Source organism: Lentibacillus salinarum (genome assembly GCF_042679865.1).
Lineage (GTDB): Bacteria > Bacillota > Bacilli > Bacillales > Amphibacillaceae > Lentibacillus > Lentibacillus salinarum.
On the sequence record NZ_JBHTNH010000028.1, the window covers coordinates 293,453 to 318,518 of the forward strand.

The window sequence follows — 25,066 nt, forward strand, 5'->3', positions numbered from 1 at the left end:
TCGGACAGGCAAAACGGATTAACCATACAAAAGGAGATTGAGGTGATTCTCAATCTCCTTTTGTATGGTTAAATATTATTCTCATTGAAAGTAATCAAGACGATGTCGCTCGTGCCCTATTTTTGATATATTAGTACTGTTAATGAACATAAGGGAGAGAGTTTAATGACAAGATGGTGGATGATCAGGGCCGGCGATAATAACGAGTTAATACCTATATGGCTGGAACAGGGGATTGCTTCAATCGGATGGCCGCAATTGGGAAATCCAAAGGACTATTCGGATAAGGCAGACCTAAAGGGGAAGGCAGACGCTGTCTTTAGTGATGAAAACCCTCGTTCGCGTTCGAGTTGGGTTAATCAGGTGTGGCGATTTAGTCATCAAATACATAAGGACGACCGCGTGATTACGTATTCGAAAGAGAAGCGGGAGTATTTAATCGGAACAGTACAAGAAAGTCATTTTTTTGATAGAAATACTGGCGATACGAAATATCCGAACCATATTCGGATTTCATGGGAGCGTAAGCGCATCCCCAGAGATTCCCTACCGCAAAGAGCCAAAAACAGCCTGGGCTCTACCCTGACAGTGTTCAGGGTTGATGAATGGGGCGATACATTTGAACAACTTCTAATGGACCCTCATGCCGGGGAATTCGTAGAAACGAAAGACGATGAGCAAGAAAGTGATTCCATAAAAGACCTTGAAGGCATTGCACAAGGATTGATAGAAGATAAGATCGATCGTCTTGACCCGTGGGAAATGGAAAGATTAACAGCCGGCTTATTGGTTGCAATGGGCTATTATGTTGAGGAACCAGCTAAAGGACCAGATGGAGGCGTGGACGTTTTAGCTTCTAAGGATGCTTTTGGATTTCAAAAACCGATTATTAAAACACAAGTCAAACATCGAAAAAGCAAAGCAGAATCCAAGGAAATACAACAATTATTAGGTGCTCACCCAATGGATTCAAGTTGTCTGTTTATATCGACTGGTGGATTCACCTCCAATGCCTTAACGGTAGCCAAACAATATTCGGTTCGGGTGATCGATATGGAACAACTGGTTAAAATGCTTGTAGACTGGTATGAAAATATGCCGTCCGATATAAAAGGATTAATGCCACTAAGAAAAATGTACATACCTGAGCAGTAACTAACCGAGGGATAAATGAAAAGGGGCGGGTCCATGATGCCCCTTTATCCTGCGTTTTTTCGTTTTGTAGATAAAAGCGGGCAAAGTTAACATCTTGGCATTACTAAAACGTCGGTAATTTTTCCGAAAACAATATGTCAACTCGTGCAGCTGCATCGCCTTCAGCTAATATGGCTGCTATTGCCACACATCGCCACCGGCTTCTTCAATTAATTCCTCCAGTGCTTTCATTGATTCGCCGGTGCTGCACCAATCATACCATGGCCAGCACCTCACGAATAACCATCGGCGTTAACATCAATAATAACTGAAAATTAAAAAATATAAGATGGATGGGGTTAAGTCGCATTTTTTAAATTACTTGTTTATTCCATAAACTTTCTTTAAATTCTATGACTGAATTGTTACAATGTAAATTATTATTTTATTTTTAGCAGGAGTTGTAGAGTTATGTCACAGATGCTTGCACTTGTTATTATTATTTTCATTCTATTCATTGGCGATTTTGTCGCTGTACGGACTAAGGCGTGGGTCCCGTCCATTTTTATTTGTGCCATTCTTTTTCTATTAGGCTACTGGACGTTTTTCCCGACAGAAATCGTTGCGGAGGCAGGGATTCCATCCGTTGTCGCTACAGCATTAATGTATCTGTTAATTGTGAATATGGGTACCTTGTTATCCTTAGAGGAATTGAAAAGACAATGGAAAACCGTTCTTATCGCATTATCAGGGATCTTGGGTGCCATTGCTCTCCTATTAAGCATTGGAACATTATTATTTGGAATTGAAACAGTAATTGTGGCTATTCCGCCATTGGTAGGTGGGTTAGTTTCTGCCCTTATTATGTCAGAAGGCGCAGCGGAAGCAGGCCTGATGAGTTTGTCCGTATTTGCTGTTGTTGTGTATGTCATGCAAGGTTTCCTGGGATATCCATTAACATCCATCATGTTGAAGAAAGAGGGCGAGCGTCTACTTAAGCTGAACAGAAGCGGACAGCTTGCTAGGAAGGAAACGGCATCAACAGTAGAACAACCACAAAAAACGGGGATAACGTTCTTTGAAAAAATCCCAGAGAAATATAATACAAATTACTTCAAATTTTTCAAATTGGCTTTTGTCGGTTATTTGGCTTATCTTGTATCAACTGTTTTGGAACCTGTTGTGTCAATCAGCCCTTATGTCCTCTGTTTGGTGTTGGGCGTTCTGGCGACACATGTTGGTTTCCTCGAAAGGAACTTATTGGAAAAGGCAAGTGGATTCGGTTTTGCTATGCTCGGACTTATGCTGTATATACTTGATGGATTGAAAAATGCGACACCAGACATGATGATGGATATATTATTTATTCTCATAGGCTGTATTTTATTGGGTGTAGCTGGTATGTATATCTTCTCATTACTTGCTGGGATTTTCCTTAAGTTCAGTAAAGAAATGTCCTTTGCTGTGGCGCTGACGGCGTTATATGGATTTCCGGCAGATTATATTATAACGAATGAAGTAATTGAATCGTTAACAGATGATGAGGAAGAAAAAGAAGTCCTGACGAGTCATATGCTGCCGCCCATGTTGGTTGGGGGATTTGTCACGGTAACAATTGTTTCTGTTGTACTGGCGGGTGTACTTGTCGGATTTCTGTAAAGCCATATATCTCAAAACAGGAATACGATATGGTTCGTTAAAAACATTGGTTGAAATGGAAGGGGCATAACATGCAGGTAAATATCGAGCGAATTCAAAAACACATTGAAACATTGAGTGGATTTACGCAAACACCAGGAAATGGCGTCACAAGACTTTCTTACAGTCAAGAGGATCTGCAAGCGCGTGAGTATATTAAACAACAAATGAAAGCGTATGGGTTAACTGTGAGAGAGGATGGCATCGGCAATATATTTGGTAAATTGGAAGGGAAAATCCAAGATGCTCCCAGTGTTATGGTGGGATCTCATTTTGATAGTGTGCCGAACGGCGGTGCCTATGATGGGGCAGGTGGTGTTGTAGCCGGACTGGAAGTGGCAGCTTTATTTCAGGAGAATAAACTGACACCAAATTATCCATTGGAAATCATTGCAATGATTGAAGAGGAAGGTTCCCGATTCCGTGGTCTCATGGGGTCGAGTGGTATAACAGGTACCATTGAAGAATCAGATTTTAAAAACATTCGGGATGTTGATGGTCTATTAGTAACGGAAGCCATGTCGAACGCTGGATTAGATCCGTCATTGCCGATACATCGCGATTCGGAAACGATCAAGGCCTTTTTGGAAATGCATATTGAACAAGGACCAATTTTAGAGGAAAATGACATTCCGATTGGCGTCGTACAGTCGATTGTGGGCTTGACACAGCTTAGTGTTACCATAACCGGACGCGCCGGTCATGCTGGCACAACACCAATGAATAAACGTTCTGATGCGTTAATGAGCGCAACCAATATCATGTCGAAACTGCCGCAGCTGGCCATCGATGAAGGGGATGGTACTGTTCTCACTGTTGGACGCCTTCAGGTTTCACCGAATGCTGCGAACGTAATTCCGGATACGGTTAACTTTACGGTCGATATTCGATCCGGGGAAGAGGAAAAGGTCTTGAAAGTCGTTAAAAACGTTAAAGAAATTATTCGTTCATATGACGGCAATGGCATAAAAACATCAATAGAACATCCATTATATATTAAACCAAAAGCTTTGAGTGATGATATACGTTCCTTGCTGTCGGAAGCGTGCAATGACTTAAATATTTCCCATTATACGATGAATAGTGGAGCAGGCCACGATGCCATGGTCTTTTCCGATGTGACCGATGTCGGGTTGATTTTTGTACCGAGTGAGAATGGCCTCAGTCATTGTCCGGAAGAATTCACGCATGCAGATGATCTGGCCCGAGGTGCCAATGTTTTGTATGAAACAGCTAAAAAGTTGACAGAGGCTTAAATGAAAAGAGGACGGACCTACCCTTAGCAGGATATAGGAAGTCGTATTTAAATCACCGTCTTTGACGGGTATCATTTGATGAGTCGTGAACAGTCTAATGCTAACTACAGATTCATCGGTTTCCATAGGATCGTTATTCCGGATAAATACACGATCACTTAAACCAAAACCCAGCCCCCAAACTCTCGGGGACCGGGCCTTTTTCCTTCTCATATCAAAACGGAAATTCCCGTGCTCTCTTCTGCACGGAAATCCACTTGCCTTCTGTGAATTCCTCAATAATGTACGGGCTGCCGAAGCGGCCGATACCACTTTGGCCTATACCGCCGAACATGGCGGTTGGCTCGTCATTGACCGGCTGATCATTGATGTGGGTCATGCCGAATTGCAAATCAAGTGCGTACGCGCGTGCCTTGTCCTCATCGTTGCAGAATATGGCTGAGCTTAAGCCAAATTCGGTGTCATTGGCTTTCGCGATGATATCGGTGTCTGATGAGCCTTTAATAATCAGGGCAATCGGTGAAAACATTTCCGTCTGGGTCAGATCACTGTCGTTATCCACGTTGCCGATCACTGTTGGCGTTAGAATGTTGCCGACTTGTTCACCTTCCAGCAGGATGTCATAGCCCGCGTCTTTCGCCCTTTGGATATTGTTCAGTGATTTTTCCATTTGTTCTTCGTTGATCAGCGGCCCGACAATAACGTCAGGGTCGCGCGGGTCGCCATGTTTCACTTTTTTGGAGCGATCTACAAATTTTTCCACGAACGCATTGTACACATCTTCATGGACGACGAAGCGGTTGGTCATCATACAGATTTGCCCCTGATGCAGATATTTACCGAAGACCGCTGCATCAACGGCTTTGTCGATATCGGCGTCGCTCATGACACAAAACGGAGCGTTGCCACCAAGTTCCAGTGAAACGTCCTTCAGCTGCTCGCCGGCCACTTTACCAATCTGGCGGCCAACAGCTGTGGAACCGGTAAAGCTGATTCGGTTTGCCGCTTCATGATTGAACATGACATCGCCAGTCACATCAGGTGTTGTGAGAATTGATTGAAAGACACCTGACGGGATGCCGGCTTCTTCAAATGCTTTGGCAACCGCTGAACCGGATACCAGGCCGCATTGGAGATCGGCTTTGTGGACAACGGCATTCCCGAGTGCCAGCGCTGGTGCAATGGTCCGCATTGATAAATAAAGCGGGAAGTTGAATGGTGCGATGGATGAAATGACGCCTTTTGGCAGGCGGTAGTTTTCATTCATTTTATCCGGAATGACTGATGTTTTTTCTTCAAATTTGCCGACTTGATCGACCATCGTTAACGACTCTTCCATTACGCCGACCGTTAAATCAAATTCCAGGTTTGCTTTGACAGCTGTGCTGCCTGATTCAAGGGTCAGGATTTCCATGATGTCATCTTTATGGTCTTTGAAGTATTGAATGGCTTTAGTCATAACCGTTTTGCGCAATGCGGCATCCTTGCCCCAAGCTTTTTGTGCCTCTTTAGCGCCGTCGAATGCTTCGTTTACCTGATCAAGAGAAGCAATGTTGACTTCTGCCAGGACGTCCATGTTGTACGGGTTGTGCATCCCAACGATTGTATCTTCGGTTCCATCAACCCACTGGCCGTTGATGAAGTTTTGATTGAGCTGTTGATATTGATTCATCGCTATACCTCCTGTGCTGAAACAATCTCTCTGTTAATTTTCCCGTTTACAGGAAGTTTAATCTAGGAACTTTGGTTAATGTATAACTTGCTCCCATTTCATTTTACCCTGCAAACCTCTTCCCGCCTTCATTGTTACAGCTAACCCAAACAATATCTTCTCTGCAGGTATGAGTGGATTATGTCATCTCAATCAACAAACACGAAATAATTCTCAGCTCTTTCCGGATAGACATTATCCGTGAACAACCAAGTGTAGAAAAAGTCATCATGAAACTTGCCCATAACGCCTTCCAGGAGGATTCCGGGTGCCAGTTCATCGGCAGGCAGACCAACAATTTGGAGTACGCAGCCGGAGTCGATATCGGTTACCGTAATGAAATCCTCTGATGTTGGGCGTTGATCTTCCAAAAGGTCGGCTAGGTAATTGGTGAATATGCGGAGAAATGCATTGGCATGTTTATGGCTTCCGATTTTTTGCTTGTAAGCAATTAAGTCATCGCCATAAAACTCGACAAGGACACGAAACGTTTATAAAAAATTTACCGTTTTATAGTGGTTTTTAAAAGACATTGAAAAACCCCAATAAATCACCGGCTTCGTTAATACCCAGGTGACTCCGTCAAATTAAATTCACCCGCCGCTTCAACTCGTTATCGTAATACCGTTTATCAACCGGGCGATTTGCTCGGGTGTCTGATCCCTGCAGATATCATACTTGGAAGCCATATACTCCAGGAGCTTCTCTGTATTTGAAGTGATTCCTCTTCCCGCGTGAAATAAATTTAACTTAAATACGCGTTAATATCCGCAATCATTTCTTCCTTTATTTCATCCAGCAAATCAAATTGATGTTATAAAAATATTTATACTTTTTTATACTTGACTGTTGAATCGCACGTAACGTGTTGTTATATACTGTAGAAAATACAGAAGGGGTGGGGAAATGTACACAATTGGAAAATTATCAAAGAACACAGGAGTAACCGTGAGAACTCTGGATTATTATGATGAAATTGGCTTGATAAATCCCTCATCAAAAACAAATGGAGGTCATCGTCTATATAATGCGGATGACGTGATGCGGCTGGAACGTGTTTTGGCATTAAGATACATGGGGTTCACATTGGAACAAATTAAAGACATGTTGAAAAGTGAAACGTTGACCTGGCAGGAGTCGATCAAACACCAATTAAAATTGGTCAGACAGGAGCAGGAACGTTTAAAGGCGTTGGAGCAAGCGCTTCGTGGTGTATCGTATGCCATTGAATTTGAAGGAGAAATCAACTGGCCAATTATCTTCAGTACGATCCGGTTGTTTCAACAAGACCCTGAGGATGCCTTACAGCAATATAAAGAATTTCTTAATGATGAAGAAATGAGAAAAATTATGGACGTGAACGAACAAATAAGCGATGAAGACATCAAGGAATGGATGAATGTCATTGGTGATATCAAAAACAACCTTGATATAGACCCAAGCTCAGAAAAGGCAAGGCAGTTGGCCGAACGATGGTTAAACCAGGCAGAAAACATGTTCGGAAATGATGAAGAATTACTTGGTGATATGTGGGAAGTACTGCAGAACTTAAAAGAAGGTATTGCCTTTTACCCAATGGATAAAGACGTCATTCATTTTATCGAGCGTGCATTAACGATCAAGTATGCGGATAGTAAGGAGGTCAAATAATGATTCTTGATGTGAATGGCGTAACGAAGGTTTTCTCCGGTCGGCGAAAGTCCAGGGTCGTTGCTAATGACAATCTCACATTTCGTATTCATGAAGGTGAAATATACGGCCTTCTGGGACATAATGGCGCTGGTAAAACAACACTGGTCAACCAGATTTTGGGCCTGTCGACTCCGGATAGCGGTAAAATTATGTTAATGGGTGAATCCGTGCTTCAATCACCTGCACGGGCACGATCCATTTGCTCCGTACAGCCGCAATCTCAGGTACCGCTCGGATTACTTACTCCGAAGCAAGCCGTTTCACTTATGGGCAAAATGCGGGCAGGAGAAAATTTTGATCCAAAGCGGGTGGAAGAACTGTTTGACGCGTTGGATATGACGGAGTGGGCGAATACAGTGGGTGAAAAACTTTCCGGCGGTTTCCGGCGGTTAACATCATTTTGCATGGCGGTGATTGCTCCCGGCAATTTAGTGATTCTTGATGAACCTACTAATGATGTGGACCCAGTTCGCAGGCGTTATCTTTGGCAAGTGATACGGAATCTGACAAATGACGGTACTTCCGTCATTCTCGTAACACACAATGTGGTGGAAGCCGAAAAAGCAGTTGATCGGGTGGCTATCCTGCATAAAGGGAAGTTCCTGGCGCAAGGTACCCCTTCAGAAGTAAAAAGCTCTGTCAGCAATCAAATGCGAATTGAACTCAGTGTAGCAAAAGAGTCAGCAGAAATTGAGATTCCGGGCTGGGCGCTGTCCTCCTATCAGAATGGATCACGTATATTGTTTTCCATGGATCCGGCAAACGTACCAGCAACTATTGATTGGGCAAAAAATCAGGTTGATAAAGGATTTGTGATGGACTATTCGCTTTCTCCAACTACAATTGAGGATGCCTATATAACATTGACTTCCGGAAAGGCGGTTGTTTAAGTGATGAGCACAATAAGTCAATTCAAGTATGTCTTTCAAATGCAGTTTCTCAGGAATTCAGGTTTTTTTGTATTTATCGCCTTGATCCAAATATTGATAGCAATCGGCATCGTAATCGGCTTTACTTATCTGATTCCAAATCCGGATACGGGAACGATTCTCTTTTTAGCAACGGGAGCCCCAACGATCATTTTAATCTTTACCGGGTTGGTTATCCTGCCGCAGCAGATCGGCACTTCTAAAGCAGATGGGTATATGGAGTTTATCAGGACATGGCCCATCAACCGGGCTGTAGTTCTCGGAGCTGATACAACCATATGGTTACTGATTACGGTTCCAGGCATCATTATTTCATCAATCGTTGCACAAGTTATGTTTAATCCAGGATATGATGTATCATGGACGGTTATTCCGGCGCTGTTCATGATTGCATTAACTTCCATCGGCGTCGGGTACGGGTTTTCTTATCTATTATCGCCAGTTGCCTCACTTGGAATCTCTCAAGTGACCATCTTTGCAGCTCTTATGTTTTCGCCTGTTAATTTTCCAATAGAACGGCTTCCGGAATGGCTTCAAGGCCTTCATGAAGTATTGCCGATTTATTCAATGGCAGAAGTAATGCGGGCTTCATTGGCAGCTTCCACCTTTTCTGCAAGCTTAGGGAATTACGTTAATTTATTGATATGGTGTGTATTGGGTTATGGTGGGGCTATTTTTATTTTAAACCGAAAATAATCATGTAACATTTTCCTATGGCGTGTCATTAATGGATCGTCCGGGGCTTGTCCATAACATTCGTACGACTACAGAGACGCCTGCCTTAGCAGAGAAAACAAGGAAGCATCACTTGCTATTTAGCAAATGTTTGCTTCCTTTCGTTTTTGCCCCTCTATTAAAAAGATCATACATGACTATACCTTCCTTTTACGCATATCCGTTGATAAATCAGTTACATTATCCAATTCAAAGACCTGATCGCTAACCATGTAACGATCAAAAAAGCCTGTATTAATACCTGTTATACGATAAAAGAAGTTCAGATCAGCCATCCAATCGTTTTCGATCATTTGACGGATGTCGACCAGTCCTTTTTTGACAGCTAAATCAATAATCGATTTCACCTTTTGCGGTTTTTGAAGATGTATTTCTTCATCAAGTGGTTCCCTTTTCAAATATCCCTTGCGATGAAGTGCTGCATAAAAGTTGCGATGATGTTTAGGATCCATTATCCCTAAGCTCGCCGCCCGATACCCTAAAACTTGCAAGGATGTTTTCCATTTCGTTTTCAAGTCAATATAAGCATCGGGGTTTGTCACGCGATTTATCGTTTGCACATCGGCTAAAAACGATTCTTCAGGGAGAAGAAATATGCCTGCAAATTTATAGGTAAGAATATGGAATTCACTATACAACTTTTGAAAACACCTTATCCCCCCAAAGCCCTATCAACAAACGCCTTCACATGATCCTGATATTCTCCGGTGACATTATCAAATGCTTTTGTATGGCCTGTTTCAGGCACAAGCCATAATTCTTTGTCACCGCCGGCTGCTTCATATATGTCATGCGCCATATCGGTTGGTACCAATTCATCCTCTTCCCCGTGGATGATGAATAATGGCCGTGTATTTTCCTTCACTTGTTCAATTGCTGAAGCTTCACCCAGGAAATAACCGGCACGGATTTTCGTGATCATACTGGTGACATCAAGCAGCGGGAATGACGGAAGCCCGTATAAATGTTGTAATTGATGCGCCAGTTCATTTTTTACGGTACTGTAACCGCTATCCGCGATGATGCCTTTCACTTCTTCCGGCAATTCTTCGCCACTGGTCATCAAAACCATCGCAGCGCCCATCGAGTTTCCATGTAAGATGATATCCTCTGCACCATATACGTTAACTAATAAATTGATCCAGTCGAGGTAATCGAGCCGATCATGCCATCCATATCCAATGTAATCCCCTGCACTCTCGCCATGCCCCCGCGCATCAGGTAAGAGAATATCAAATCCTTCGTCATAATAAAGTTTCGCAAGCTTTCCCATATCATCGCCCGTATTCCGGAACCCGTGAGCTAAAATAACCGCTTTGTTGTTGGTGGAATCATGGTCAATGAACTGCGCCACCAGGTTCAAATCATCATAAGATATCATGTCGATTTTCTCGGTCTCCCGCTCATCAAACCACTTATTCGCTTCCGCCACAAGAGCTTGATCTGCATCGGATGCTTTAGTGTTCACAGCTGAGGTTTCCTGGTGGAGTTGCACATCAGTACCCCTTTTAATCCCTTCGCCATAAAAATAATTGCCTGCAAAAATGAAGCCAACAAGTAATATAGCCATAAGACTTCCTAAACCAATAAGCCATTTCTTTTTCATGTGTATCCCCCCTTGAATTGCGTATTGTTTTTCATGAACAAAGCCTGTTCCGTTCAGGTTACCGGTATGACCCTGGTCAAACCCTTCTCTATTATAATCGAAATGAGATGCAAAAAAGGGGCATGGTTGGAAGAAAAAATATTTATTTCTGAACATGCCTCTTTTTCAGAACTTACTTCGATTATAGAGAAAAGAGGGGTTATTCTCCTGGCCCCCTTGGTGATTACAAGGGACGGCTCACTCTCTGAACCTGAAACTATTAATCAGCTCAGCAATCTGTTTCGGAGACTTGTCCATTCCGTTAGCCAGCCAATGTTTAATGACATAGATGCCGCCGCTTATGACAAAGGTACTGGCATAATCAGATATGTCGGGATCAACTTCATTATTGTCCATCCAATTTTGGATCAGAAATGGCCTGGCGACGTCCATAACACGGCGCTCAAAGGAATGATCCCCGTTTTCGTTGAGGAGTGTTTGGCAGATCTCTTGCTTGGACACGACATATTCGAGAAGTTTTTCGGTCATCTGCAGTGCCTCTTCTTCCTGCTCGAAATTATATTGGTTTAAATAGATGTTTAAGTCCGTGATCAGTTCTTCCTCGATTTGCTCGAGCAAGTCAAACTGATCACTGTAGTGGGTATAGAATGTGGACCGATTAATATCAGCCAGTCCACAGATTTCTTTGACCGTAATGGCGGTAATTGGTTTGGTTTTCAATAAATCGATTAAACTATCCTTTAAGACCATGCGGGTATATTTTTTGCGACGGTCGAGTTTTTTGTTCATTAAATCGTCACACTTTCTTTTTGGCGTTCGTCAACACTTTATCGTCATCTGTTGGCTTTTGGACGTACATTATAAAACTGTTTGTTGTAAATCCAACACGGTGTCGTATATACTATATCGTGTTGGAATGGATGATGCAAGAAAGGATGAGCACCGATTGATATGGCAACACGTATTTTGAAACATAGAAAATCGATTGTGATCACGTTTATGATGCTGGCGGTTCTCAGTGCGATAGTGCAATTCGGCGTCCCGGTCAACCATGATATGGTCGACTATATGCCGGATGACACACCATCCATTGAAGCGACAGATATTATGGATAAAGAATTTGATGGGGATGTGGCCAATACACGGGTGATGATCAACGATGTCAGCATCCAGGAGGCATCGGCATTCAAGGAAGAGCTTGAAGCGGTTGACGGTGTCTCTGACGTGATGTGGCTCGATGATGTGATGGATATTAAAACACCGGTCGAAATGGCGGATGAGGATACCGTTGAATCGTACTACGAGGATGGCAATGCGCTGTTTTCCTTCCATACTGAAGAAGGAAAAGAAGTGGAAACAACGGATACCATCTATGAGTTGATCGGTGAGGATGGTGCCATGTCAGGCGATGCCCTGGATACGGCGATTTCGCAGGAAAGCACCGGCCAAGAGTCGATGAATGCCGCGCTAATCCTTGTGCCGCTTATTATTTTAATTCTGCTGTTGTCAACGCGGTCGTGGATCGAGCCGGTGTTTTTCCTGACAGCTATTGGGGTTTCTGTCCTGATCAACTTGGGAACGAACATTTTTATTGGTGAGATTTCGTTTATAACGCAGGCCGTGGCACCGATTCTGCAGCTGGCCGTATCGCTCGATTACGCGATTTTCCTGCTGCATAGCTTTGACGATTACCGGAAAGAGACAGAAGATCCGAAAGAAGCCATGAAACTGGCGATGAAGCGGTCGTTTCCGGCCATTGCAGCGAGTGCATCGACGACGTTTTTCGGGTTTACGGCCCTCACGTTTATGGCGTTTGGGCTTGGCGCTGACTTGGGCCTTAATCTGGTCAAAGGGATCTTGCTCAGCTTTATCAGTGTGATGATTTTTCTCCCGGCCCTCACGTTGATGTTGTACAAATGGATTGATAAAACACACCATAAACCATTTGTACCGAGTGTTTATCGTGTCGGGAAACATGTTATGAAATTGCGGATTCCGGTACTACTGATTGTGATGATCCTGATTGTTCCGGCATTTTTGGCACAGAGTCAAACGAATTTTCTTTACGGCACCGGGGGACACCCGGAGAATACACGCGCCGGCCAGGATGCTGCGGCGATTGAAGACGTATTCGACAAATTTACGCCGGTGGTTTTGCTCGTGCCAAAAGGCGACTTGGCTAAAGAGGACGAACTTGTACACGAACTTGATAACTTTGATGATGTGCAAAATACCGTCTCCTACGTCAATACTGTGGGTGCAGGCATCCCGCCGGAGTATCTCGATGATTCGGAAACCGAGCAGTTCTTTTCGGAGCATTACAGCCGGATCACGATCAATACGACAACGGATAATGAAGGTGACGAAGCGTTTGCCTTGGTGGAAGACGTCAGGGATGTTGCCGCTGACTATTATGGCGATGATTATCATGCCCTTGGGGAAAGTGTCACGCTGTATGATATGAAGGATATTGTGGAACAGGATAATACGCTGGTCAACCTACTGACCGTGGTGACGATTGCGATTGTTCTGCTCATCACATTCCGGTCGATTTCCTTCCCGGTTGTCTTGCTGCTAACGATTCAGTCCGCGGTCTGGTTCAATTTGGCGGTGCCGTACTTTACCGATTCGCCGCTTGTCTATGTAGGGTATTTGATTATCAGTACGGTCCAGCTGGCGGCAACGGTCGATTACGCCATTTTGTTGACAGAAAACTATACGCAAAACCGGAAAGAAATGAACGCTAAGGATGCGATTAAGAAAACCATTGATGAAAAGATTTTCTCGATTGGTGTATCTGCGTCGATCCTGTCCGGTGTCGGCTTTATCTTATGGGCGACATCATCGGATCCGATCGTTTCATCCATTGGGCTACTGCTTGGACGGGGCGCGTTATTGGCGTTTATCCTGGTCGTTCTCCTGCTGCCGGCGCTCTTGCTTGTATTTGACCGGGTGATTGACAAAACAACATGGAAAGCAAACGTTTATAAAGGGGAGTGATGCTATGCGGCCGAAAAAATTAGCGATCGTGACGATGAGTGCCGTGCTGGTGTTTGGCTCGTTTCCGTTGCCTACTTTGGCTGACGAGAATGCCGATGAAGAGATGGCTGACGGCGAATTTTCAGCAAAAGATGAAGCGATTTATGGTAATCTGGATGCGGGTGGTACGCTTGAGGACATGTATGTGGTGAACACGTTCCACGTTACTGAGCCGGGTGAAATCGTGGATTATGGTGCTTACACGAATGTGCGTAACTTAAGCAATTTACACGAGATGGAACAAGATGATGATACGGTCCGTTTTCAAGCGGAAGACGACGAATTTTATTATCAGGGCGACATGAAAAATCAGCCGCTCCCGTGGAACATCGATATCACGTATAAGCTGGATGGCGACGACGTGACACCGGATGAAATAGCCGGTAAAAGCGGTTCGCTGGAACTTCAGATTGAAACAGCCGGTAATGATGATGCCGATCCAGTGTTTTTCGAAAACTATATGCTGCAAATCTCACTGACGCTTGATCCGAGCGTATTTAGCGATATTCAGGCACCGGATGGGACAAAGGCCAGTTCCGGCAAAGATACACAAGTGACATTCACTGTCATGCCGGAAAAAGAGGAAACATTCATTGTGTCTGCCAACGTAACGGATTTAGAGATGGACCCAATTGATATATCGGCCACACCAGCTTCCATGCCGATTGATGACCCGGATTTGGGCGGTGTGGAAGGCGACATGCAGTCGTTGTCGGATGCCATCAGTGATATTAACAACGGTGTCGGCGACTTGAACAGCGGCATTTCTGACCTGAATTCAGGGGCAGCGGATCTGAGCAGCGGGTCCAGCGACTATTTGAGCGGTATCAGCGAACTTGATCAGTCATCCGGCGAGCTGGTAGGTGGCTCTGCGGAGATCCGTGATGTGTTGCAACAGATAAATGATGCCATGCAAGGTGCCCCCGATGACGCACCAGATCTCAGCGAACTGGAACAATTACCTGAGGGTATGCGCGACTTGGCAAGTGGCTTGCGGGAATCCGCTGATGGGCTTGATACGTTGCGTGACAACTATGATACAGCGTATAGTCATTTAGATGATGCCATGAACGGAATTCCGGATTACGAAATAGGTCCCGAGAAAATTGATGAGCTGCAAAACAGTGATGCGAATCAAGACGTCGTGAACCAGTTGCTCGAGACGTATGAAGCTGCCCGTCAAGCTAAAGGAACTTATCAGCAAGTTCAGGAAGCATTTGGCGCTGTGACCGGTACATTGGAACAGGTAGCAGGCTCGATAAGGGACATCGCCGACAATGCTGAAACGATTGCTACAGACATCGAGGGCGGCATGGAAAATATGGACCAGCTGGATAAACTAAGTGAACTGCAGTCAGGGCTATCTTCTATGGCATCCGAGTACCAATCTTTCCATAGTGGCCTGGTGGACTATACAGAAGGCGTAAGCGAATTGGCGACTTCCTACCAGGACATCGATACCGGTATTCAGGGACTCGCTGATGGTACGTCTGAGCTGGACAGCGGCGCCAGCGAGCTGGAAGACGGGACAGAGGAACTGCACGACGAGACCAGTGATCTGCCCGGCCAAATGCAGTCAGAAATCGATGAGATGATGGATGAATACGATGGCTCCGATTTTGAACCGCAATCGTTTGTATCGGATCAAAATGAAAAGGTTGATGTCGTGCAATTCGTATTAAAGACCGATCCAATTGAAGTGGAAGAACCTGAAGCAACAGAGGAAAAAGACGTAGAAGCGGAAAAAGGCTTTTGGGACCGGTTGATGGACCTGTTTCGGTAAAGCTTTTAATGAAGTAAACTAGCCTGACATAGGTACAGGCTGGTTTGTCGATGGAACGGGCCGGAATATGGCAGCATCTGGCTGGATAGTGCGCCACCACTACTTTTAATTCATTTCACCGGCCCATGATGTCACCTTTTCCTGAAGCTGTCTCTTTTGCTGTTGGAATTGCTTGACACGGTGGCCGTTTGCCCCGGATGGATGCGGGAAGCCGGTTAGAAACGTATGACGAGGCAGCTTGTCTTCCTCGGCTAGTCTGACGATGACGCTGTCCACTGTTCTTCCAAGCGGGATGACGAGTGCATTGGACGTGATTTGGGCCATTTCGTCCGGGAACATATTATAGGCATAGGGCTGTAATAACGGCGCACGATCGATGGGGGGCTGGTGTCCTGTATAGTTTTTACCGTTAATAAATACGGGGTATTTGACGACCGATGTGGTGTGAAGGAGGTCCCTTCGATGCTCGAATAAATCTGCTGAATGTGTCATGCCGAGTATGTGGGGGACGCCGCATTGGTCAAGCATGGCGGTGAGATTTTTTCGCATTGAACCCGCGAATCCGGCTGCTTTTTTGGTTTCTTTCAAGCACGTTTCCAGTGTTTTATCGGATGAAAGGCTTGTGATAAATTGCTCAAAGGCGGTTTTCATTTGCTGCCATCCCGGGGTGATACCGACAATCACAATCTTGGCGTCAGGGTTGATGGATTCATTATGCGGTGCATAGTACATGCTGAGATCTCCGTCTTTTTCGATGCGGAAAGATGCTGTCAGTAATTCTTGTTTGGTGAGTGATTTGCCAGTGTTTAATGTTTGAATGGCCGGCAGAAATTGGTTAAGTGTTGTGTGCGGCATTCATGGAACCTCCTTGAGTGACCTACATTGAACTCATTTTAGTTAACCTTTGGCTATTTTTCAAAGATGATCGTGAGGGTGGGAGTGCTCTAATGGCCTTTTTAGCGTCTCCTAGGATTGATTTGGTCTTTTAGGAGGCGTCTAACGGACGTTTTGAAGACTCTTGCAGGCCATTTGGTCCTTTAGAAGGCTTCTATTGGCCATTTCAGCAGATTCAGAAGGCCATTTGGTCCTTTAGAAAGCCTCTATTAGCCTTTTCACTGTCTCTTAGGGTCGATTTGGTCCTTTAGAAGTGCTCTATCCGACATTCGATGCTCCCAAGTGACGTTTTGGCCCTGAGAAGCTTACATTCAAACGTTTTGGTCATTGTTTATAGTGTACAAATTCCAAAAACGTGGTATACTATGGGTAGAAAAGCATAAAATAGTAAAAACCGCTCCATGCTGTACATGGAACGGTTACAAAAGACCGAACCCCATCAAGAAGGGCTAGGCACATGAGAAAATAATCCCTCAGTAGCCCGCTAGAGCATGTGAGGGGTTATTTTTTGTTATCGGACATGATAAACGCAACAAGCATACCGAAAGAAATCATCAGTGTGAGTGCTATTTCCACATCCATTGGCAACACCTCCCTCCTCGGGAAGATCCCGGAAGGTAAAACGGTGCACCTAACCCCTCATGCAAAGCCAGTCTATTGTATCTCGTATTATAGCACATCTGACCACTTATATCGCCCGAATTAAAAAATGATGACCTGAATGAACGAATTATGTTAATATAACGAAAACATCAAAAGGAAGGTGGCAGGATGCTGGTCAAACCAACAAAATTAACCCCCGGTGACAAAGTGGCGACGGTAAGCCCATCATCGGGGTTGGCTGGAGAGCCGGAATTAAGATGGCGCTATGAACAAGGGGTGGAGCGTCTGCGTGATGTGTTTGGCCTTGAAGTGGTGGCGATGCCGAATAGTTTAAAAGGAATGGATTATCTTTACGACCATCCGGAAGCGCGTGCAGAAGATTTGATGAATGCATTCCGGGATACAAGCATCAAGGGCATTATCGCAAACATTGGGGGCAGTGAAAGCATCCGGCTGTTGCCATATATTGATTTTGACGTGATCCAAGAGAACCCGAAGATTTTCATGGGCTATTCGGATGTGACCATTTCGCATTTGTTCTGTCACAAAGCAGGGCTGTCCTCATTTTACGGGCCAGCGATTATGACCGACTTTGCCGAGAATGTCGATATGCTGCCGTATACAGTTCAAATGGTCAAGCGGTCATTGTTTTCCAGCGAAGCCATCGGACAAATCCCGCCTGCATCGGAATGGACGAGCGAGCGGCTGGAGTGGGATATCCAGAACAAACACACACGGCGTACCATGCAGCCCAATCAAGGGTATGACGTATTGCAAGGGTCTGGCGCAGTCCAGGGGCGTTTGATCGGCGGCTGTATGGGCGTGTTGGAGTTCGCCAAAGGGACCGCCATCTGGCCTGATGAAAAATATTGGCAGGATAGCATTCTGTTCTTTGAAACGTCAGAAGAAAAGCCGCCGCCCGAATCCATTAAACGTTGGCTGCGTAATTATGCGGCCCAGGGTATTTTGCACAAAACGAGCGGAATCATTTTTGGCAAACCCCAGGATGAAACATACTATGGCGACTACAAAGAAGCCATCCGCACTGTCATGACGGAATATCAGCTGGAAGACTTACCGATTTTGTACAATCTGAATGTTGGGCATACCGAGCCGAAGATGATTTTGCCGTATGGTGCCATGGCAGAAGTGGATTGTGATAATGGCTCGTTTTCAATTTTGGAGAGCGGGGTGGAGTAGCTTGACAGCCACCCCACAAGTGGTTTTTTATTATTTTAATAAACGTAACCCGTTTAAGATAACCAGAATGGTGCTGCCTTCGTGGCCGATCACGCCCAGGGGAAGATCCAGCATCTGCAAATAGTTCGTTAAAATAAGAACGGCAATCACACTTAAGGAAAAGATGATATTTTGTTTGACGATCCGGTTCATCCGGCTTGATAGGTTGACCGCGTTAGTGATGCGCTCCAAATTGTTTTTCATGAGTACCATATCGGCTGTTTCAAGTGCAACACCTGTCCCCTCACCCATGGCAATGCCGACGTTGGCACTCGCCAGTGCAGGCGCATCATTAATCCCGTCGCCTACCATAGCGATGTTTGTGTACGTCTCGCGTAATGATTTAACGTGTTCCACTTTTTCCTGTGGCAAGCAGTTGGCGATATAGTGATCAATGCCAGCTTCTTCAGCAACCGCTTTGGCGGTCAATTCATGATCCCCGGTCATCATAACGGTGTGAATACCAGCTTTTTTTAGTTTGCTGATGGCCTTTTTCGTTGACTTCCGGACGGTATCTTTCAGAGCGAAGACGACAACGATGGTATCATTCACTTTAGCAAATATAACGGTTTTGCCTTCCTTTGCCAATTCTGCGGCGATGCCATTCGAAAATGTATCTGCTTCTGACTTTCCAACAAAATCCGGATTCCCGATGACCCACTTTTTACCGTCAACAACCGCTGTCACACCTCTTCCACTCAACGTTTTCATCTCATGAACGTCGATGGATGGCTTTTCGCTCAATTGTTTGTCGCTATGCGCTGTGAGTGCCTCTGCCAGTGGATGTGTGGATTCACTTTCAATTGCCCCCACGACAGCTGTGATGTACGCTTCGTCCGCGACTTCGGTAAAATAGGCATTGGTGACTTCCGGCCTGCCGTTTGTTAAGGTACCGGTTTTATCCAGGGCAATCGCATTCACGTGGCTTAAATTTTCTACATGAATGCCGCCTTTGAACAGGACACCTTTTCGGGCTGCGTTGGATATGGCCGATAAGGTGACCGGTGTGATGGAGGCAACGAGCGCACATGGGGAAGCCACAACCAAGAGCACTAACGCCCGGTAGATGCTTTCCGATAATGGCCAATCGAATAAAAGCGTTGGCAGGAAAAACATGATGGCAACGGTGGTCAGCACGCCATAGACATACGTTGACTCAAACCGCTCAATAAACAACTGGGATGGTGATTTTTCCGCCTGTGCGGACTGAACCATATTAATGATCTTCTGAAAGACTGTTTCGGTTGGTCTTTTCGTTATGGCCACCGTTAGTGTACCATCCAGAGCGACGGTCCCAGCATAGACATCGTTGCCACCGTCTTTACTCAATGGCATCGATTCACCCGAGATGGTACTTTCATCAATAGCGCTCGACCCTTTGACGATGACGCCGTCTGCCGGTATACGCTCACCTGCACGCACAAGGATGACATCATCAATGGCCAGCGATGATACAGGCACTGTTTTTTCGGCTCCGTTCTCCAGCAGTAGGGCTTCTTCAGGCTGCATTTCCATTAAGGACGAAATCGCTTGATTACTCTTATTCATGGAATACGTTTCCAGGGCACCTGACAATGCAAATATGAAAATAAGAATCGCGCCTTCTGTCCAATAACCGATGGCAACCGAACCGATCGCAGCAAAAATCATAAGCATTTCCACATTTAATTGTTTCGTGCGAATTGTTTCGGTGATGCCTTCTTTGGCTTTTGCATATCCCCCAATCGTAAAGGCAATCAAATGAAGGATGACCCACATTGGCTGGGAAAGCGTGTTTTCCATTGCCCATGTCAATAAGATGAGTGTGCCACTGACAAGGGCAGCAATCAATTCAATATGGTCACGAACCTTCATGAAATAGTTGTTTTCTTGAAGGTATTGGACTGGATTTCGGTTTTCCTTTTTCAAGACATCCGTTTGGGTGGTCATGTGGAATTGTACCTCCTAATTGATAATAATAACCATTTGCAATTATTTATAATCATTATAAAGTGATACTTATTATAATTATACTACGGTGATGTAAGAAGTCAATGGGTCAATTGTTAGTTTTGAGAATTGGATTTTTGCGGATTAGACCTCCTGAAAGTCAGGGGAAGGCCAAATAGAAAGCCTCTAATCGCCCGAGTAGCTCCCGAAAGTCGCGGAAAGGTCAAATAGAAAGCTTCTAAGTGCCCGAGTAGCCCCCAAAAGTCGCAGGAAGGTCAAATAGAAGGCTTCTAATCGCCCGAGCAGTTCCCAAAAGTTGCGGAAAGGTCAAATAGAAGGCTTCTAATCGCCCGAGCAGTTCCCAAAAGTCGCGGAAAGGTCAAATAGAAGGCTTCTAATCGCCCGAGTAGCTCCCGAAAGTTGTGGTAAGGTCAAATAGAAGGCTTCTAATCGCCCGAGTAGCTCCCAAAAGTTGCGGAAAGGTCAAATAGAAAGCTTCTAAGTGCCCGAGCAGTTCCCAAAAGTCGCGGAAAGGTAAAATAGAAGGCTTCTAATCGCCCGAGTAGCTCCCGAAAGTTGTGGTAAGGTCAAATAGACGAGCTATCACGTCATGTTGTTTGCCCTGCATATGTTAACCGGCTTGTTGCATATTGGTTATCTAAGGGTACATAAGTCTGCTATAGTAGAAGAAGCAGGGTTGAGGTGATTGGATGGATCTGGAAAGCATCATGAAAAAAATCAAACAACATACGCCATCAGTGCTTGGCCATGAACAATTGACGAAATCGGCTGTCCTTTTGCCCCTTATTCAGAAAGAGAATGAGCTGCACGTCCTGTTTGAAGTGCGTGCAAAAAGTATGCGGCGGCAGCCAGGGGAAATTTGCTTTCCGGGCGGGCGGATTGACATGCAGGACAAGGGCCCTCGGGAGGCAGCCATCCGGGAGACGACAGAAGAGCTGGGCATCAGCGATGAGATGATTTCGGACGTGTTTCCGCTGGATTATTTGGTCACACCGTTTGGCATGATCATCTACACTTATGCCGGACTGATCAGCACACGGGCGCCATTTCAGCCCAATCCGGCAGAAGTCGGTGAGCTGTTTACGGTGCCGCTTACCTTTTTTCTGGAGACCGAACCGGTTATCCACCATGTGAATTTACAGGTACAGCCGGAAGCGTCCTTTCCATTTGAGCTAATACCTGGTGGTGAAAACTACAATTGGCGCACCCGTCAGATGGATGAGTATTTTTATATTTATGATGAGAACGTGATCTGGGGGTTAACGGCAAGGATTCTGGCTCACTTTGTTGCCATGATTCGTTAAAAAGCGTGAAAATTCCATAGCACTTCACAACTGTTCCCAAATTTGACATTTTGGGAATTTTTATTTTATAATAGATTCAACAATGTTGAATGAAACGAAACCAAATTGAACCCCAGTGAATACGATAGAATGTATCAGGGAAATGAACAGTAAGATGCCCTCAGTTTTACGGTTAATTTGAATTTGAAAGCGTATTCAAACGAATTTCCGAAAATAAAAGGAGGCTATAAAATGGGACGCATGCCGGAGTTTGTGCAGATTAAGGAAGTCGGGCCGCGCGATGGGCTGCAAAATGAACAGCAGCGGATTTCGACGGCTGATAAGGTACATTGGATTAATACGCTTTCCGAATCAGGTGTTAAGGAAGTCGAGTATTCATCGTTTGTGCATCCGAAATGGGTACCGGCATTGTCGGATGCGCACGAAGTTGGCAAGCGCATCATGCGCATTCCGGGTGTTCGATATTCGGCGCTTGTTCCAAATATGAAAGGGCTGGAGCTGGCGCTTGAAGCCGGAATTGATGGGGCCTCGGTCTTTATGTCGGCCAGTGAGACGCATAACCGGAAAAATATCAATAAATCGATCGAGGAGACGTATCCAGTGCTGCAGCCAGTGGTGACGGAGGCCAAACAGGCAGGCAAGCATGTGACGGGCTATGTCTCTACGGTCTTTGACTGCCCATACGAGGGAAAAATTTCACCTGACCAGGTGTTGCGTGTCTGTGAGCAGCTACTCGAATTTGGCGTCGATGATATTTCACTTGGGGATACGATTGGCACGGCCGTCCCATCGCAGGTTGATCAGCTGCTTGTTAAGGTGTTGGATCGTTTTCCGAGCGACAAAATGATCATGCATTTTCATGATACACGTGGTATGGCAATTGCCAACATTATGCGTTCGATGGAGCATGGCATCACACGGTTTGACAGCGCAGTTGGCGGATTGGGCGGCTGTCCGTATGCATCGGGCGCCGCCGGTAATGTAGCGACTAACGACGTGCTCTACTTGTTGAACGGTCTTGGAATCAAAACGGGGATGAATGAGCAAAAGCTCCAGGAAGCGGCGCTCTATATCCAGAATAAATTGGGCAAGACACTGCCGAGTAAATCGCTCGCTTATGTGGCAAGCCAGAGCTGAAAGACGATACATTGATGACCTCACACCCCATCATAGGTGGGGTTTTCCTATGCTATCGGCGGCTCTTTTCGATTTTATCAGCGCGCCGGGCAGGTATCAGCGCATGAAGCACAATGAACAGCGACTTTAACAATACCAGGGGGGACTTCCGGGTTACCTGTTGTCAGATGGGGAAATTTCATCTATTCTATGATAAAGAGGTTGTAGTTGAGTGGGTGAAAGGAGCGATTAACCATAGACCTTCAAACGATCGGCCAAAAATTGAAAGCAGCCCGTTTAAAAAGCAAATATACACAGCAGCAAATCGCCGACCAATGCGACATCTCCAAAAGCCTGTTGTCCAAAATTGAAAATGGCCAGACGTCCTCGGCGGTGGCAACCTTATCGAAAATCTCTGAGGCATTGGATGTGCCGCTTTCCTGGGTGTTGGACGGGCACCCGGAAACAGATCTTGTCATGCTGCCGACATCGCATCGGACAATCAATGCGGATGATGAGAATATGGGCTATTCGTTTGAACTGCTCGCCAATCGCTCCCGCTTTTCGAGGGTTGAACCGACGATAGTCCATGTGACGCCGAAGGAATATAATAAACGGCATGAGCCTTATACGCATACACAGGATGAATTCATCTATATTGTTGAGGGCGCGATTGAACTTTATTACGATGGGGAAAAACATTATATGGGAAAAGGGGATACCGGTTATTTCAAAGGGATCAAGCCCCATTTGTTTATCCCGGTCGATAACGATGGCGCCAAGGTATTAACGGTGTTTATTGATGACTGATGCGCCTTCTCCCGTTCCATGATTGTCTTCAGGACGGCGGCGTTTTTTGACATTTAAGTGACAGTGTGTCATTTTTTATTGACGTATGACACACTGTCATTTATATTAGACTTAGAGAATGAAAACGAGATTTGACCGACCTGAGGGACTGGAGGCTAAGCCTTTGCCGAAGCAAACATTTTTTAACTTACCAGAGAAAAAAAGGCAAACATTAATGCGAGCGGTTGAAATGGAATTTTCCCGCGTGCCGATGTACGAAGCCTCCATTGCCAATATCGTCAAGGCGGCTGATATCCCGCGTGGGAGCTTTTATCAATATTTTGCCGATAAGGAAGATGCGTTTTTCTTTCTGTTGGATAAACTATCAAGTGAGCGTAAAGACCTGTTCGTCAGCCTGTTGAAACAGCATGACGGCGACCTGGTCGAGTCGATAGCGGCATTTTTCCAAACGGTGATAACGGAAGGCGAAAACCTGGATTTTATGAAAAATGCGTTTTTAAATATGACCCATGAAATAGAAGACAGCATTGCACGGATTTTCAGTGACCGGAAAGATAATCAGGAATTCAGGGAAGTTAGCGCGTTAATTGATAAACAGAAACTCAATATTACAGATGAAACGGAACTTTTCCATGTGATTCAGATCCTCACGTCTGTCATGGTGCACAACTTTGTTGAGACATTTGCCCGCAATTTATCTGATAAAGAGGCGATGGATCATTTAAGCATTGAACTGAACCTTTTAAAAGCGGGGGTTTACAAACATGAATGAGACAGCTGATGCAATCCCGAATGTAAGGCTGATGGCTGACAATCCTTAAAAGAATGAGGTATGGTATATGACGGTAACGATTTATGGCACACCTTGTTTGTCCACCCGAAAGGCGAAAGAATGGTTCACGGAACACGATATTTCCTATGTGGAACGGAATACGGTCAGGGAGCCGCTGACGATTGATGAGCTTCAAGCGATTCTCCGTTTGACATTAAATGGGACGGATGACATCATTTCAACCCGGTCCAATGTTTACAAAGATTTGCGGAAAGATATCAGTGCGCTGTCATTAAAACAGCTCCTTGATTTAATCCAGACACACCCCGGTTTGTTGCGGAATCCGATCATGACGGATGATAAAAGACTGCAGATCGGCTTCAATGAAGAAGAAATTCGTCAGTTCATCCCAAGAAAAATGCGGGAAAGTCAATGGCTGAACTGGCGTCTTCATCATTTGCGGCCGGCAGAAGGGTAAGAAAAAACATTTCCGTCCTTTCAAAGTCGTTACTTACGGTGGAGACAATATAGAATGACATTATATTTAGCGTACTAAATCACATAATATTTGGTACGCTATTTTTTCATGACATAACAACGTTTAAATGAGTTTGGCAGTCAACTTGCATGACAATTTGGTATAGCCCATAGCGCCAATATCGCATCCTTGAACAATAAACCTTCTTCTTGATTAGGGGCATTTTGTTGATTAGAGAGGTTGATTAGTTCTGAAATTATTTCATTGAGCATTATTTTCAAGGTTTTGAGTTATCTTGTATATAATGCTTTTTTTCT

21 protein-coding genes are annotated in these 25,066 nt (G+C 45.0%); 14 read left to right on the forward strand and 7 right to left on the reverse strand.

Going from position 1 to position 25,066, the window contains the following annotated elements:
• Nucleotides 1–165 precede the first annotated feature (165 nt).
• The 3 genes from ACFQ4A_RS14330 (at nucleotide 166) to ACFQ4A_RS14340 (ending at nucleotide 4,088) form a co-directional block, all read left to right on the forward strand.
• Nucleotides 166–1,155 carry a restriction endonuclease gene (locus ACFQ4A_RS14330; protein ID WP_382401805.1) on the forward strand — a complete coding sequence of 330 codons (990 nt, stop codon included), beginning with the start codon at nucleotides 166–168 and terminating at the stop codon, nucleotides 1,153–1,155.
• A 450-nt stretch (nucleotides 1,156–1,605) separates the two neighbouring features.
• Entirely contained in the window at nucleotides 1,606–2,793 is a 1,188-nt protein-coding gene (locus ACFQ4A_RS14335; RefSeq protein WP_382401807.1) for a hypothetical protein, read from the forward strand.
• A 71-nt stretch (nucleotides 2,794–2,864) separates the two neighbouring features.
• A complete protein-coding gene (locus ACFQ4A_RS14340) occupies nucleotides 2,865–4,088 on the forward strand; it encodes a Zn-dependent hydrolase (protein WP_382401809.1) in 1,224 nt (407 codons plus the stop codon).
• A 214-nt stretch (nucleotides 4,089–4,302) separates the two neighbouring features.
• Here the strand turns inward: ACFQ4A_RS14340 and ACFQ4A_RS14345 are convergent, their stop codons facing one another.
• Together ACFQ4A_RS14345 and ACFQ4A_RS14350 are read right to left on the reverse strand one after the other, a co-directional pair.
• The gene (locus tag ACFQ4A_RS14345; protein WP_382401811.1) at nucleotides 4,303–5,760 is read right to left on the reverse strand and encodes an aldehyde dehydrogenase family protein; all 1,458 of its coding nucleotides are present in this window, start codon (nucleotides 5,758–5,760) and stop codon (nucleotides 4,303–4,305) included.
• A gap of 188 nt (nucleotides 5,761–5,948) precedes the next feature.
• Nucleotides 5,949–6,170: a hypothetical protein gene (locus tag ACFQ4A_RS14350; protein WP_382401813.1), complete on the reverse strand. Its 222-nt coding sequence runs from the start codon at nucleotides 6,168–6,170 to the stop codon at nucleotides 5,949–5,951.
• A gap of 535 nt (nucleotides 6,171–6,705) precedes the next feature.
• Between ACFQ4A_RS14350 and ACFQ4A_RS14355 the strand changes: the two genes are divergently transcribed.
• The 3 genes from ACFQ4A_RS14355 to ACFQ4A_RS14365 are packed head-to-tail and all read left to right on the forward strand — an operon-like array spanning nucleotide 6,706 to nucleotide 9,116.
• Entirely contained in the window at nucleotides 6,706–7,449 is a 744-nt protein-coding gene (locus tag ACFQ4A_RS14355) for a MerR family transcriptional regulator (RefSeq protein WP_382401815.1), read from the forward strand.
• Nucleotides 7,449–8,381, forward strand: a complete 933-nt coding sequence (locus tag ACFQ4A_RS14360; protein WP_382401817.1) for an ABC transporter ATP-binding protein — start codon at nucleotides 7,449–7,451, stop codon at nucleotides 8,379–8,381. The genes ACFQ4A_RS14355 and ACFQ4A_RS14360 overlap by 1 nt, the downstream gene beginning before the upstream one ends.
• Before the next feature lie 3 nt (nucleotides 8,382–8,384).
• On the forward strand, nucleotides 8,385–9,116 hold the full coding sequence (locus tag ACFQ4A_RS14365) for an ABC transporter permease (RefSeq protein ID WP_382401913.1): 732 nt from the start codon (nucleotides 8,385–8,387) through the stop codon (nucleotides 9,114–9,116).
• A gap of 176 nt (nucleotides 9,117–9,292) precedes the next feature.
• Here the strand turns inward: ACFQ4A_RS14365 and ACFQ4A_RS14370 are convergent, their stop codons facing one another.
• The 3 genes from ACFQ4A_RS14370 to ACFQ4A_RS14380 form a co-directional block, all read right to left on the reverse strand.
• The gene (locus ACFQ4A_RS14370; RefSeq protein ID WP_382401819.1) at nucleotides 9,293–9,793 is read right to left on the reverse strand and encodes an ImmA/IrrE family metallo-endopeptidase; all 501 of its coding nucleotides are present in this window, start codon (nucleotides 9,791–9,793) and stop codon (nucleotides 9,293–9,295) included.
• A 14-nt stretch (nucleotides 9,794–9,807) separates the two neighbouring features.
• Nucleotides 9,808–10,761, reverse strand: a complete 954-nt coding sequence (locus ACFQ4A_RS14375; RefSeq protein WP_382401821.1) for an alpha/beta hydrolase — start codon at nucleotides 10,759–10,761, stop codon at nucleotides 9,808–9,810.
• A 237-nt stretch (nucleotides 10,762–10,998) separates the two neighbouring features.
• Complete coding sequence (locus tag ACFQ4A_RS14380; RefSeq protein ID WP_382401823.1) at nucleotides 10,999–11,550, reverse strand: TetR/AcrR family transcriptional regulator; 552 nt, start codon at nucleotides 11,548–11,550, stop codon at nucleotides 10,999–11,001.
• Between the two features lie 162 nt (nucleotides 11,551–11,712).
• On the opposite strand from ACFQ4A_RS14380, the gene ACFQ4A_RS14385 reads away from it, so the two are divergent.
• Together ACFQ4A_RS14385 and ACFQ4A_RS14390 are read left to right on the forward strand one after the other, a co-directional pair.
• Complete coding sequence (locus tag ACFQ4A_RS14385) at nucleotides 11,713–13,761, forward strand: efflux RND transporter permease subunit (RefSeq protein WP_382401825.1); 2,049 nt, start codon at nucleotides 11,713–11,715, stop codon at nucleotides 13,759–13,761.
• A 4-nt stretch (nucleotides 13,762–13,765) separates the two neighbouring features.
• Nucleotides 13,766–15,583: a YhgE/Pip domain-containing protein gene (locus ACFQ4A_RS14390; protein ID WP_382401827.1), complete on the forward strand. Its 1,818-nt coding sequence runs from the start codon at nucleotides 13,766–13,768 to the stop codon at nucleotides 15,581–15,583.
• Between the two features lie 105 nt (nucleotides 15,584–15,688).
• Here the strand turns inward: ACFQ4A_RS14390 and ACFQ4A_RS14395 are convergent, their stop codons facing one another.
• Nucleotides 15,689–16,438, reverse strand: coding sequence for a hypothetical protein (locus ACFQ4A_RS14395; RefSeq protein ID WP_382401829.1), 750 nt, complete (start codon nucleotides 16,436–16,438; stop codon nucleotides 15,689–15,691).
• An 810-nt stretch (nucleotides 16,439–17,248) separates the two neighbouring features.
• Here ACFQ4A_RS14395 and ACFQ4A_RS14400 point away from each other — a divergent pair.
• On the forward strand, nucleotides 17,249–18,280 hold the full coding sequence (locus tag ACFQ4A_RS14400; protein WP_382401831.1) for a S66 family peptidase: 1,032 nt from the start codon (nucleotides 17,249–17,251) through the stop codon (nucleotides 18,278–18,280).
• Nucleotides 18,281–18,310: 30 nt separating this feature from the next.
• Here the strand turns inward: ACFQ4A_RS14400 and ACFQ4A_RS14405 are convergent, their stop codons facing one another.
• The gene (locus tag ACFQ4A_RS14405; RefSeq protein ID WP_382401833.1) at nucleotides 18,311–20,248 is read right to left on the reverse strand and encodes a heavy metal translocating P-type ATPase; all 1,938 of its coding nucleotides are present in this window, start codon (nucleotides 20,246–20,248) and stop codon (nucleotides 18,311–18,313) included.
• A 710-nt stretch (nucleotides 20,249–20,958) separates the two neighbouring features.
• Between ACFQ4A_RS14405 and ACFQ4A_RS14410 the strand changes: the two genes are divergently transcribed.
• From ACFQ4A_RS14410 to spx, 5 genes are all read left to right on the forward strand, one after another.
• Nucleotides 20,959–21,573 (forward strand): NUDIX hydrolase, encoded by a 615-nt coding sequence (locus ACFQ4A_RS14410; RefSeq protein ID WP_382401835.1) that lies wholly within the window; start codon nucleotides 20,959–20,961, stop codon nucleotides 21,571–21,573.
• Nucleotides 21,574–21,804: 231 nt separating this feature from the next.
• Entirely contained in the window at nucleotides 21,805–22,710 is a 906-nt protein-coding gene (locus ACFQ4A_RS14415; protein ID WP_382401837.1) for a hydroxymethylglutaryl-CoA lyase, read from the forward strand.
• 261 nt (nucleotides 22,711–22,971) lie between these two features.
• A complete protein-coding gene (locus tag ACFQ4A_RS14420; protein WP_382401839.1) occupies nucleotides 22,972–23,499 on the forward strand; it encodes a helix-turn-helix domain-containing protein in 528 nt (175 codons plus the stop codon).
• Nucleotides 23,500–23,662: 163 nt separating this feature from the next.
• Entirely contained in the window at nucleotides 23,663–24,271 is a 609-nt protein-coding gene (locus ACFQ4A_RS14425; protein WP_382401841.1) for a TetR family transcriptional regulator, read from the forward strand.
• Nucleotides 24,272–24,338: 67 nt separating this feature from the next.
• Nucleotides 24,339–24,749, forward strand: coding sequence for a transcriptional regulator Spx (gene spx / locus ACFQ4A_RS14430; RefSeq protein WP_382401843.1), 411 nt, complete (start codon nucleotides 24,339–24,341; stop codon nucleotides 24,747–24,749).
• Nucleotides 24,750–25,066 lie beyond the last annotated feature (317 nt).